The sequence below is a fragment of the Streptomyces sp. UNOC14_S4 genome, assembly GCF_020740835.1.
Classification (GTDB): domain Bacteria; phylum Actinomycetota; class Actinomycetes; order Streptomycetales; family Streptomycetaceae; genus Streptomyces.
On sequence record NZ_JAINFC010000189.1, the window covers coordinates 1 to 12,956 of the forward strand.

Sequence of the window (12,956 nt, forward strand, 5' to 3'; positions counted from 1 at the left end):
CTCCCCCGGCGCGCGCCGTTACCCGCGCTCCTCCGCCCGCGGCGTCCGCCCCGGCCACCGCGCCCATCACACCCGTCGTACCCATCGCACCCGTCGCGTCCACCCCCACCGCGCCATCAGCCCCTGGCTCTTCCTCCTGCCCGGCCTCGCCGTGGTCGTCGCGTTCGACCTCTACCCCTTCCTCACCACCGTCCACAAGGCGTTCACCGACGCCCGCACCCTGGCCCCCGGGGACTGGGTGGGGCTGCGGAACTTCCGGGACATGCTGGACGACGAGCAGTTCTGGGTGGCGCTGCGCAACAGCGGCCTGTACGTGCTGCTGGTCGTGCCGTTCACGGTGCTGCTGCCGCTGCTGCTCGCCCTGCTGGTCGAGAAGCGGCTGCCGGGCGTCACGTTCTTCCGGTCGGCGTTCTACACGCCGGTCGTGGCCTCCGTCGTCGTGGTGTCGCTGATCTGGGGCTGGATGCTGGACGACCGCGGGCTGGTCAACGGCATCCTGCGGTTCCTCGGCGCCGGGCCGGTCGCCTTCCTCGGGGACGAGTGGCTGCTGCTGTTCAGCGCGATGGCGCTGACGGTGTGGAAGGGCCTCGGCTACTACATGATCGTTTACCTGGCGGCGCTCGGGAACGTCCCCCGGGAGCTGCACGAGGCCGCCGCCGTCGACGGGGCGGGCGCCCTGCGCCGCTTCGCCAGCGTCACCGTCCCGGCCGTGCGCTCCACGATGGTGCTGGTCGGCGCCCTGTCGTCGGTGGCCGCCTTCAAGGTCTTCTCCGAGGTCTATCTGCTGGCCGGACCGACCGGCGGGCCCGCGGGGCAGGACACGACCCTCGTGATGCTCGTCCAGCGCACCGGTACGGGCCTCAACGGACGCGTCGGCTACGCCTCCGCCCTCTCCCTGGTCGTCTTCGCCGTCGCGCTGCTGCTGATGCTGCTGGTGCTGCGCGCCGACCGCAGGGAGGGCACGTCGTGACCCGCGCCGACCGCAGGGAAGGTACGTCGTGACCCGCACCTCCGGCTGGGAGAAGGCGCTGCGCTATCTGCTGATGCTCGTCGTACTGGGCGTCACCGTGGGGCCGTTCCTCTGGCAGCTCTCCACGTCGTTCAAGGGCGCGTCCGAGGACATCTACACCTATCCGCCCGGCTTCCTGCCCGAGCACCCCACGCTCGGCAACTACTCCGGCGTCGCCCGCGTGATCCCCGTCTGGGACTACGCCCTGAACTCCCTGAAGGTCGCGCTCGCCAGTGTGGTCACCAACCTCGTCGGTGCCTCGCCGGCCGGTTACGCGCTGGCCCGGCTGCGCTTCCGGGGCCGCCGGGTGGCGGTGCTCGCGTTCATGGTGGCGCTGCTCGTGCCGCTGGAGTCCATCGTCATCGCGCAGTTCACCATGATGCGCGACCTGCGCCTCAACAACACGCTCGTCGCCGTGGTCCTGCCGGGCGCGGTCGGGGCGCTCAACGTGCTGCTGATGCGCAACGCGTTCGCGAACCTGCCGTTCGAGGTGGAGGAGGCCGCCGTCATCGACGGGGCGAACGTGTGGCAGCGGTTCCTGCGGATCGCCCTGCCGTCCGTGCGCGGCACCCTCGCGGTCGTCGCGATCTTCTCGTTCATGGGAGCGTGGGACGACTTCCTCTGGCCGCTGATCGTCCTCTCCGACCCGGACCACTTCACGCTCACGGTCGGTCTGAACTATCTGCACGGCACGTTCCAGCAGAACCCCCGGCTGGTCGCCGCCGGAACCATCATCGCCGTCGCCCCGCTGGTCGTGATGTTCGCCTGCCTCCAGCGGTACTTCTTCCGCGGCGTCGGCGAAGGCGCCGTCAAGGGCTGATCCTCCGTCGCCGAGCAACCGTCAGGCCCCGCCCGAAGGGACGTACACCATGCGCTTCGGCGTCAACTACACGCCCACCCGCGGCTGGTTCCACCACTGGCTCGATTTCGACCTGGACGGGATCCGCGCCGACCTCGACTCCGTCGCGGCGCTCGGCCTCGACCACATCCGTGTCTTCCCGCTCTGGCCGGTCTTCCAGCCCAACCGCACGCTGATCCGGCCACGGGCCGTGGACCAGCTGGTGAGCCTGGTGGACGCGGCGGGCGAACGCGGGCTCGACGTCGCCGTGGACGGCCTCCAGGGACACCTCTCCAGCTTCGACTTCGTCCCGTCCTGGACGACGACCTGGCACCGCCGGAACCTGTTCACCGACCCCGACGTCGTCGCCGCACAGGAGGCGTACCTGGCCGCGCTCGCCGGTGCCCTCGCCGACCGGCCCCACTTCCTCGGCATGACCGTCGGCAACGAGGTGAACCAGTTCTCCGGGGACCCGCACCCCGACCCCGACCGCATCGGGCCAAAGGAGGCGGAGCGGTGGCTGGTCCGGATGCTCGGCGCGTGCGAACGGGCCGCGCCCGGCCGCGCCCACGCGCACTCCTCGTACGACGCCGCGTGGTACGACGGCACGCACCCCTTCACCCCCGCGCACTCGGCGCGGCTGGGCGCCATGACCACCGTGCACTCATGGGTCTTCAACGGCACCGCCCAGCGGCACGGTCCGCGCGGCGCGGCCACCGGGCTGCACGCCGCGTACCTCGTCGAGCTGTCGAAGGCGTGGGCTCCGGACCCGGACCGGCCGGTGTGGCTCCAGGAGGTCGGCGCGCCCGCCCCGCACATCCCGCCGGAGCGGGCCGCCGCGTTCACCGAGGCGACCGTCACGGCCGCCTTGGACTGCCCCGGGCTGTGGGGCATCACCTGGTGGTGCTCCCACGACGTCGACCGCGCGCTCGCCGACTTCCCCGATCTGGAGTACGGGCTGGGGCTGCTCACCCACGACCGGCGGGTCAAACCGGCGGGCGGGACGATCGCCCGTCTCGCCCGCCGGTACGGCGCCGCCGGGGACGCGCCGGCTCCGGCCGTCCGGTCGACCGCGCTGGCCGTGGACGTGGGCGACCCCCTCCAGGCGCCGTCGCGGGCGGTGTGCGCGCCGGGCGGCGCGTACTTCGAGGCGTGGATGAGACTCGCCGCGGCCGGGAGGCGGCCGACGGCGGTGCTGTCCCACCTCGCCGGTGACACCGGGCATCTGGCGTCGCGCGGCATCACGGAAGTCCTGACCGTCTCCGAGGTGCTGTAGCCCTCGCCCCCGAGGAGTCGCCATGTCCCGAAGACCTGCCCGTCGCAGCGTCCTGGCCCTCGGCGCCGGGGCCCTCACGGCCCTCTCCCTGCCCCGGACGGCCACGGCCCGCAACGGTGCTGCCGACCTCCAGCCGTACGCCTCGTACTGGTTCCCCGACAGCCTCCCCGGCGGCTCGCCCGGCCCCGGGGTCCGGTGGCGCGGCCTCGCCGCGTGGCGGCCGGAGGACGACGCCGACCTGCCGTTCAACCGGGCGACCGTGCCGCTCGCCGCGCGCTTCACCCCGCCGCCGGTGAACGGCACGGCCCGCACGGGCCGGGCGCGGGTGTCGGCGCTCGTGGCGTTCGCGCCGACCTCGGGCAATCCGTCACAGGGGTCGGGCACCGCCGACTTCTACGCGCTGACGCACTGGGCGTACCTCGACGAGCTGGTGTTCTGGGGCGGTTCGTCGGACGAGGGCCTGATCCTGGCGCCGAACGCGCCCGTCGTGGACGCCGCGCACCGCAACGGCGTGCCCGTCCTGGGCACGGTCTTCCTGCCGCCGACCGCGTACAGCGGGCAGTTGCGCTGGACCCGGGAGCTGGTGCGGCGCGCCCCGGGCGGCGGCTTCCCGCTGGCCGACCAGCTGATCCGGGTGGCGCGGGCGTACGGTTTCGACGGCTGGTTCCTGAACGCCGAGACCGGCGGCGGGGACGCGCGGCTGGGCGCGGACATGCGGGACTTCGTGGCGTATCTGCGCACCCGCGGCGCCGGGCTGCGCGTCACCTGGTACGACGCGATGGCGGTCTCCGGCGACGTCTCCTGGCAGAACGAGCTGAACGACCACAACGCCGCCTTCTTCCGGGCGGCCGACTCGATGTTCCTCAACTTCGGCTGGGACCGGGCCAAGCTGACCGCGTCGGCGGACCGCGCGCGGCGCCTGGGGCGGAGCCCGTACGAGCTGTGGGCCGGTGTCGACGTGGAGGCCCGTGGCTGGGACACCCGTGTCGACTGGGACGCGGTCGTGCCGACGGCCGGCCCGCACACCGCCTCGTACGGCTTCTACCGGCCCGAGTGGACGTGGAAGAGCCTGTCCCCGGGCGACCGTTCCCCGGCCGCGTTCCACGCGCGCGACGACCGGTTCTGGTCCGGGGAGGGCCTCGACCCGGCCGCGCCGCCGAGCGGCCCCTGGCGCCCGCCCGCCGCGTCCGTGGCGGACCGCTCGACGCTCACCGCGCTGCCCTTCGCGACGACCTTCAACACCGGTCACGGCACGGCCTGGTACGAGCGGGGGCGGCGGCTGTCGGACACCGCCTGGAACCACCTCGGTCTCCAGGACCGGCTGCCCGGCCGCCGCTGGGTGGTGCGCACACACGGCACCCGGCCGTCCGTCGGCTTCGACTTCGCCGACGCGTGGCGCGGCGGCAGCAGCCTCCTCGTGACAGGCCGGCTCGCCGCCCCGGCGACGGTCGAGCTGTACGCGGCGCGGCTGCCGCTGTCCGCCGCCACGGTGGTGGAGCTGACGCACCGGGCCGATGCCGCTTCCGCCGCCGTCCGTGTGGAGCTGGCCGTGGAGCTCTCCGTGAAGCCGAACGCCGTCACGTACCTCCCGGCGGGCACGCTGCCCGCAGGCGGGTCCGGCTGGACCACGGCCGTGCTGCGCGTCGGTGCCCTGCTGCGCGGCCACGCGGGCCGCGAGCTGCGCGCCCTGGGCGTACGGCTCACCACGCCGGGCGGCGGAACAGTGAGATGGCGGCTCGGCGCGCTGGCCGTACGGGACGGCGCGCCACGCCCGGCCGCGCCCCCGCGCGCGCTCCGGGTGACTTCGTCCCGCAAGGGGGCCGACGGGACGGCGGCGCTGCGGCTGGCCTGGGAGGCCGGTGCGGGCGGTGCGCCCGTGCGTCACTACGAGCTCCATCAGGTGCTGCCCAGCGGTGGCCGCCGCTTTCTCGGGGGCACCTGTGGGCATGCCTATTACGTCGCGGCGCTGCGCCGCACCGCCGGTGAGGAGGCCACGTGCGTCGAGGTGCGCGCCGTGGCCGAGCCGTACGTCTCCTCGGCGCCCGCTTCCGTTGCTTTCCGTTGGCCTACTGCGTGAGGACACCGACGCCATGCACAACGACCGCAGCATCACCGAGGCCCGACTGAAGCGGGTGCTGGACGAGCGCGTCCGGCCCGCTGTGTACCCCGAGTCGGTGCCGCTGACCGTCTCGGTGTGGCACGCCCCGGGTGAACCGGTGCCCGTGGCCGAGGGGCTGGCCGCCGGGCGGGAGCCGATCGCCCCGGGCGCGGAATGGGGGCCGCCGTGGGGTACGAGCTGGTTCACCGTGGCCGGGAGGGTGCCCCGGGAGTGGGCGGGCCGGACGGTCGAGGCGCTGCTGGACCTCGGCTTCGACGAGAACATGCCGGGCTTCCAGTGCGAGGGGCTCGTCTACCGGCCGGACGGGTCGCCGGTCAAGGGCCTCAACCCGCGCAACCAGTGGGTGCGCGTGGGCGAGAAGGTCGCGGGCGGCGAGGAGGTGCTGCTGCACGTCGAGGCCTCGTCGAACCCGGTGATCCTGGACTACCACCCCTTCCTGCCGACCGAGCTGGGCGACAGGGAGACGGCGGACGGCGCGCCGCGCTACCGGCTCGGCCGGATGGACCTGGCCGTGTTCGACCCCACCGTGTGGGAGCTGGTCCAGGATCTGGACGTGCTGGGCGGGCTGATGGCCGAGCTGTCCGTGGACGCGCCGCGCCGCTGGGAGATCCTGCGGGCGGTGGAACGGGCGCTGGACGCGGTCGACCTCCAGGACGTCGGGGGGACGGCCGGGCGCGCCCGGGAGCTGCTGGCGGACGCGCTGGCGGCACCCGCCCACGCCTCGGCGCACCGCATCAGCGCCGTCGGGCACGCGCACATCGACTCGGCGTGGCTGTGGCCGCTGCGCGAGACGGTGCGCAAGGTCGCCCGTACGACGTCCAATATGACGGCGCTGCTGGAGGACGAGCCGGACTTCGTCTACGCGATGTCGCAGGCCCAGCAGTTCGCGTGGATCAAGGACCACCGGCCGGAGGTGTACGCGCGGGTCAAGAAGGCGGTCGCGGAGGGCCGGTTCGTGCCCGTGGGCGGCATGTGGGTCGAGTCCGACACGAACATGCCGGGGTCGGAGGCGCTGGCGCGGCAGTTCGTGCACGGGAAGCGGTTCTTCCTGGAGGAGTTCGGCATCGAGACGGAGGAGGTGTGGCTGCCGGACACGTTCGGCTACTCGGCGGCCCTGCCGCAGCTGGTGAAACTGGCGGGGAACAAGTGGTTCCTGACACAGAAGATCTCATGGAGCCGGACCAATAAATTCCCGCACCACACCTTCTGGTGGGAGGGTCTCGACGGGACACGGGTCTTCACGCACTTCCCGCCGATCGACACGTACAACGCGCAGCTGTCGGGCCAGGAGATCGCGCACGCCGTCCGCAACTTCCGGGAGAAGGGCGGCGCGACCCGCTCGCTCGCACCGACCGGCTGGGGCGACGGCGGCGGCGGTACGACGCGTGAGCACCTGGCGCGCGCGAAGCGGCTGGCGGATCTGGAGGGGGCGGCGCGGGTCGTCTTCGAGAAGCCGTCGGCGTTCTTCGAGAAGGCCCACGCGGAGTACGGGCACGCGCCCGTGTGGGTGGGCGAGCTGTATCTGGAGCTGCACCGGGCGACGCTCACCAGCCAGGCGCGTACGAAGCAGGGCAACCGGCGGTCGGAACACCTGCTGCGGGAGGCCGAGCTGTGGGCGGCGACAGCGGCCGTACGGACAGGCTTCCGCTATCCGTACGAGGCACTGGACCGGCTGTGGAAGACGGTGCTGCTGCACCAGTTCCACGACATCCTGCCGGGCACGTCGATCGCGTGGGTGCACCGGGAGGCGGCGGAGACGTACGCGGCGGTGGCGGCGGAGCTGGAGGACATCATCGGGGGCGCGCTGACGGCGCTGGCCGGTGACGGCTCGGCGGGCGGGACGGTGGTCTTCAACGCGGCACCGCACGCGCGCGGAGGCGCGGAGGCGGGCGGCGCGGTGGCCGGATCCACGTCTGCGTCCGCCTCTATGGCCAACCCCCGCGAGGGCGGCGGCTTCATCCTGGAGAACGGCCTGCTGCGGGTCGAGATCGACGGGCGGGGGCTGGTGGTCTCCGTGTACGACGTGGTGGCGGAACGCGAGTCGGTCGCGCCGGGCGGGGCGGCCAACCTCCTCCAGCTGCACCAGGACTTCCCGAACATGTGGGATGCCTGGGACGTGGACCACTTCTACCGCAACACCGTCACCGACCTGACGGATGTCGAGTCGCTGGAGCTCACGGACGACGGGGCGGCGGTACGGGTCGTACGGGCCTTCGGCGCCTCCCGGGTCGAGCAGGTGCTGACACTGCCGGCCGGGGAGCGGCGGCTGGACGTCACGACGGAGGTCGACTGGCACGAGACCGAGAAGTTCCTCAAGGCGGCGTTCCCGCTCGACCTGCACACGGACCGGGTGGCGGCGGAGACCCAGTTCGGCCACCTCTACCGCCCCACACACACCAACACCAGCTGGGACGCCGCCAAGTTCGAGGCATGCGCCCACCGCTTCGTCCACCTGGAGGAGCCGGGGTGGGGGGTGGCGGTGGTCAACGACTCGACGTACGGCTACGACGTGACGCGCGCGGAACGTACCGGGGGCGAGGCCGGGGGCACCGTGACAACGGTGCGGCTCTCCCTGCTCCGGGCCCCGCGCTTCCCGGACCCCCGCACGGACCAGGGCGTCCACCGCTTCCGCTACGCGCTGGTCCCGGGCGCGACGTTGCGCGACGCGGTGCGGGAGGGGTACCGCATCAACCTCCCCGAACGCCGCGTCCCGGGTTCCACCGGGGTGGCCCCCCTGGTCTCGGTGTCCGGCGACTCCGTGGTGATCTCGGCGGTGAAACTGGCGGACGACGGGAGCGGGGATGTGGTGGTGCGGTTGTACGAGTCCCTGGGCGGGCGGGCCCGGACCCGCCTGACGGCGGGCTTCGCGGTGGGGTCGGCGGCATCGTCGTGCGACCTGCTGGAGCGGCCCCTGGGGCCCGTTGACGTGGCGGACGACGGCATCGAGCTGTCGTTCCGCCCGTTCGAGATCAAGACGGTGCGGTTGGGGAGGTGACCCTGCGGAGGGGGCGGCCGGTGCGCCGGGTGACGGGACTCGCGGTGACTGCGGCCGCCTCCCTGGCCTGGGGCGAGTGGCTGAACCGGCGCTGGTCCCGGGCTCTCGTGGGGAACGGCGGGGGCGTTTCCGAGGCCGTGGTCGTGCTGGGATACCGGAACCCCCGGGCGACGGCGAACTTCATCAACCGCTGGCGAGTCCGTGCCGGGCTCCGCTCCATCACTGCCGGCAGTGCGCGTGACACGCGCGTGATCTTCAGCGGCGGTGCGACCAGTGGCGGCGCTTCTGAGGCCCAGTTGATGGCCGACTACGCGAAGTCGGTGCTGGGGTTCGACGACACCGTGATCCTCGAAGACCGGAGCGCGACGACATGGGAGAACATCACGAACGTGATCCCGCTGCTCGAGGACGTCGACCGCATCAAGATCGCCTCTCAGCCGGCGCACGCGCTCAAGGCTCGCGCGTACCTGCGGCGGCAACGTCCCGACCTTGCCGAGAGGCTCGTGCCCGCGGATGACTACCGCCCCGGCGAGTGGATGGTCGTCAAACCGCTGCTGGCTCTGCACGGACTGTGGACGCTCCGCCGCCTCAAGGCCGACGAACGGAGGATCTCGCTCTAGCCGACGGGTGCCTGGGGAAACCACACCCCACCTCGGTCGGAGCCGCCCCGTCGGGCCCGCATAGCATCACGTGCATGAGACTGCGACTCCCCCGCCGCCGCAAACGCCTGGCCGCCGCCGCGGCCGCAGTGGCCGTGCTGGCCGGTGCGGGCACGTGGACGGCGGCCTCAGCCGCGAAGAGCAGCGGGCCCGCCGTGCACCGCGAGGACCGGTTCCTGAGCGTGCCCGAGGCACCCGGCAGCCGGGACACGGTACGTATCGACATGTCGTACTTCACCTCTGGTGACAACAAGCACAGCACCTCTGGTGACAACAAGCACAGCACCTCTGGTGACAACAAGCACAGCACGGCCGACAGCAACGGCCGTCGGCCCGCCGTGCTGCTCGCCCACGGCTTCGGGGGCAGCAAGGACGACCTGCGCGGCCAGGCCGAGGCGCTGGCGCGCGACGGGTACGCCGTGGTGACGTGGTCCGCGCGCGGCTTCGGCAGGTCCACGGGCCGGATCGGGCTGAACGATCCCGAGCGCGAGGTCGCCGACGTGAGCCGACTGATCGACTGGCTGGCGCAACGCCCCGAGGTGGAGCTGGACCGGGCGGGCGACCCCCGGGTCGGGATCGCGGGCGCCTCCTACGGCGGCGCGATCGCCCTCCTCGCGGCCGGGCACGACAAGCGGGTCGACGCGATCGTCCCCGAGATCACCTACTGGAACCTCGCGGACGCGCTCTTCCCGAACGACGTGTTCAAGAAACTCTGGGCGGGTGTCTTCTTCACCACCGGCTCGACCGGGGTCCCGGCCGCCGACAAACCGGGGACGACGGCGCCGTCCTCCGCCGCCTGCGGGCGGTTCGAGAAGGCGCTGTGCGAGATGTACGAGCGCGTGGCCGTCGCCGGGAAACCGGACGCCGCCGCGCGCGAGCTGCTGGAGCGCCGCAGTCCGTCGGCCGTGGGCGACCGCGTCAAGGTGCCCACGCTCCTCGTGCAGGGGCAGACCGATTCGCTGTTCCCGCTCGACCAGTCGGACGCGGCCGCCCGGGCCATCGGCCGCAACGGCGCGCCCGTGTCCGTCGACTGGGTCGCGGGCGGGCACGACAGCGGCGGCATCGGCGAGAACGGCCGTGTCGAGCAGCGCACGCGCGCGTGGTTCGACCGCTATCTCAAGGGCGACGAGAACGCGGACATCGGGCCCGCGTTCCGGGTCAGCAGGACCGGTGGCATCGACACCACCGACGGCAAGGCCCAGGTGCGGGGCGCGAGCGCGGACAGCTATCCGGGGCTGCGCAACGAGCCGCGTACGGTGCCGCTGACCGGACGCCCGCAGTCGTTCGGCAGCCCGGCGGGTGCCACGCCTCCGGCCATCTCGACGGTGCCCGGAATCGGTTCGGTCTCCCAGCTGTCGGGGCTGGGCGTCGGCTTCTCCCTGGACTTCCCCGGCCAATACGCCCGCTTCGAGTCGGCGCGGCTGACGGAGGGCGTCCGGGTGACCGGTTCGCCGACCGTCAGGGCGAAGGTGACGTCGGACTCCGGTGAGGCCGTGCTCTTCGCCAAGGTGTACGACGTCGGCCCGAACGGGCAGCAGGTGCTGCCCGCGCAGCTCGTCGCCCCGGTGCGGGTGAGCGATGCCAAGGACGGCCGGACGGTCGAACTGCGGCTGCCCGCGATCGACCACACCTTCGAGTCGGGGCACCGGATGCGGCTCGTGCTCGCCGCGACGGACCTCGCGTACGCGTCCCCGGCGCGGCCCGCGACGTACACCGTCGCCCTGGAGGGCGACGGCCTGAGCGTGCCGACGGCCTCCGGCGTACGGACGGCGTCGGCGGCGCTGCCGTGGTGGACGTGGGGGCTGCCGGTGGGCGGTGCGGCCGTCGCGGCGGCCGTGCTGCTGACGGGGCGGCGGCGCACGGCCGTACCGGCGCCGGACCCGGCGCTCGCCGACGTGCCGTTGCAGATCACCGGCCTGAGCAAGCGGTACGCCAAGTCCGCGGACCGGTACGCCGTGCGAGATCTGTCGTTCCGGGTCGAGCGCGGGCAGGTGCTCGGTCTGCTGGGACCGAACGGCGCGGGCAAGACCACCACGCTGCGCATGCTCATGGGACTGATCCGGCCGGACGGCGGTGAGGTCCGGGTCTTCGGGCACGCGATCCGGCCGGGCGCGCCCGTGCTGTCGCGGGTCGGGGCGTTCGTGGAGGGCGCGGGGTTCCTGCCGCACCTGTCCGGGCGGGCCAATCTCGACCTGTACTGGCAGGCGACGGGACGGCCGGCCGAGGACGCGCACGTCGACGAGGCGCTGGAGATCGCCGGGCTGGGTTCCGCGCTGGAGCGCGCCGTACGGACGTACTCGCAGGGCATGCGGCAGCGGCTGGCCATCGCCCAGGCCATGCTGGGCCTGCCGGACCTGCTGATCCTGGACGAGCCGACGAACGGTCTGGACCCGCCGCAGATCCGGGAGATGCGCGAGGTGATGATCCGGTACGCGGCCGCCGGGCGCACCGTCATCGTCTCCAGCCACCTGTTGTCCGAGGTCGAGCAGAGCTGTACGCACCTGGTGGTGATGGACCGCGGGCGGCTCGTGACCGCCGGTCCGGTCGCGGAGATCGTCGGCTCGGGCGACACGCTGCTGGTGGGGGTCGCGGGCGGCGTGTCGGAGGCGGTCACGGAGAAGGTGGCCGCGCTGGACGGCGTGGTCTCGGCCGTACGGGCCGACGAGGGCCTGCTGGTGGCGCTCGACGGCTTGACGCCATCGGCGTTGCTGGTGGAGCTGGTGCGGCTGGAGGTCCCGGTGGAGCGTGTGGGTCCGCACCGCCGTCTGGAGGACGCGTTCCTGACCCTGATCGGAGGCTCCGCGTGAACGCGGTGACGGACACGGTGACGGACACGGCGGCGGGTGCCGCCCCGGAGGCCGCGCCCGGTTACCGGGCGCGGCACACGCTGCCGCTGCGGGTGGAGGCGATGCGGCAGTTGCGGCGGCGCCGCACGCTCGTGGTCGGCGCGGTCCTGGCCGTGCTGCCGTTCGTCCTGATCGCGGCCTTCGCGATCGGCGGGCAGCCGAGCGGCCGGGACGGCCGGGTGTCGTTGATCGACACGGCCACCGCGTCCGGCGTGAACTTCGCGGCGACGTGCCTGTTCGTGTCGGCGGGCTTCCTGCTGGTGGTGCCGGTGGCGCTGTTCTGCGGGGACACGGTGGCGTCCGAGGCGAGCTGGTCGTCGCTGCGCTATCTGCTGGCGGCACCCGTGCCGCGCGCCCGGCTGCTGCTGAGCAAGCTGGCCGTGGCACTGGGGTTCAGTGCCGCCGCGATGGTGCTGCTGCCGCTGGTGGCGCTGGTCGCGGGCACCACCGCGTACGGCTGGGGCCCGCTCCAGATCCCCACCGGCGGTTCGCTCCCGGGCGGCACGGCCGTCGAGCGGCTGGCACTGGTCGTCGCGTACGTCTTCATCGGGCAACTGGTGACGGCCGGGCTCGCGTTCTGGCTCTCCACGGTCACGGACGCGCCGCTGGGGGCGGTGGGCGGCGCGGTGGGGCTGACCATCGTGGGCAACGTCCTGGACGCGGTCACGGCGCTCGGCCACTGGCGCGACCTCCTGCCCGCGCACTGGCAGTTCGCGTGGGCGGACGCGCTCCAGCCGCACCTGGAGTGGGGCGGCATGATCAAGGGGGCGGCGGTGTCGGTGTCCTACGCGCTGGTGCTTTTCGCTCTCGCGTTCCGGCACTTCCGGGGCAAGGACGTGGTGTCCTGACCCCACGGGGCGTTGTGCCCCGGTCGCCTACCGGGGTGCGTCTTGCGCTACGCGCGCGGCCGCACGTCCGTCGTAGCTGGTCGCGCCGTTCCCCGCGCCCCTGAAAAGCCGCTTGCGGGCTCGGTCGCCCTTGTCCGTCCGGCGGGTGCGGGCCGGTGGGGACTTCTCGCGCCGTTCCCCGCGCCCCTGAAAAGCCGCCTGCGGGCTCGGTCGCTCCTGCCGTCCGGCGACTGTAAGCGCGTCGTGGTTGCTCGCGCAGTTCCCCGCGCCCCTGATGGGGCGCGCCCTGGACACGCGGAGAGCCGACAGCGGACGTAGGTGCCCCCTACGGACAGCCGACGTCCGGTGGAGGGGGCGGGGCCGGAG

8 protein-coding genes are annotated in these 12,956 nt (G+C 73.1%); all 8 read left to right on the forward strand.

Annotated features, from left to right (window positions below; genetic code table 11):
• The first annotated feature begins 115 nt into the window (after positions 1-115).
• The 8 genes from K6I34_RS18360 to K6I34_RS18395 all read left to right on the forward strand — a co-directional run bounded on the left by K6I34_RS18360 (position 116) and on the right by K6I34_RS18395 (position 12,590).
• On the forward strand, positions 116-970 hold the full coding sequence (locus tag K6I34_RS18360) for a carbohydrate ABC transporter permease (protein ID WP_229327367.1): 855 nt from the start codon (positions 116-118) through the stop codon (positions 968-970).
• Between the two features lie 73 nt (positions 971-1,043).
• Positions 1,044-1,829: a carbohydrate ABC transporter permease gene (locus K6I34_RS18365; RefSeq protein ID WP_229327368.1), complete on the forward strand. Its 786-nt coding sequence runs from the start codon at positions 1,044-1,046 to the stop codon at positions 1,827-1,829.
• A 49-nt stretch (positions 1,830-1,878) separates the two neighbouring features.
• Positions 1,879-3,123 carry a glycosyl hydrolase gene (locus K6I34_RS18370; protein ID WP_229327362.1) on the forward strand — a complete coding sequence of 415 codons (1,245 nt, stop codon included), beginning with the start codon at positions 1,879-1,881 and terminating at the stop codon, positions 3,121-3,123.
• A 22-nt stretch (positions 3,124-3,145) separates the two neighbouring features.
• Entirely contained in the window at positions 3,146-5,200 is a 2,055-nt protein-coding gene (locus K6I34_RS18375) for an endo-beta-N-acetylglucosaminidase (RefSeq protein WP_229327363.1), read from the forward strand.
• Between the two features lie 13 nt (positions 5,201-5,213).
• A complete protein-coding gene (locus tag K6I34_RS18380) occupies positions 5,214-8,237 on the forward strand; it encodes a glycoside hydrolase family 38 C-terminal domain-containing protein (RefSeq protein WP_229327364.1) in 3,024 nt (1,007 codons plus the stop codon).
• 20 nt (positions 8,238-8,257) lie between these two features.
• Positions 8,258-8,857: a YdcF family protein gene (locus tag K6I34_RS18385; protein ID WP_229327365.1), complete on the forward strand. Its 600-nt coding sequence runs from the start codon at positions 8,258-8,260 to the stop codon at positions 8,855-8,857.
• 74 nt (positions 8,858-8,931) lie between these two features.
• Positions 8,932-11,703 carry an alpha/beta fold hydrolase gene (locus K6I34_RS18390; RefSeq protein ID WP_229327366.1) on the forward strand — a complete coding sequence of 924 codons (2,772 nt, stop codon included), beginning with the start codon at positions 8,932-8,934 and terminating at the stop codon, positions 11,701-11,703.
• The gene (locus tag K6I34_RS18395) at positions 11,700-12,590 is read left to right on the forward strand and encodes an ABC transporter permease (protein WP_374230957.1); all 891 of its coding nucleotides are present in this window, start codon (positions 11,700-11,702) and stop codon (positions 12,588-12,590) included. Before K6I34_RS18390 ends, K6I34_RS18395 begins: the two co-directional genes overlap by 4 nt.
• Positions 12,591-12,956: the final 366 nt, after the last annotated feature.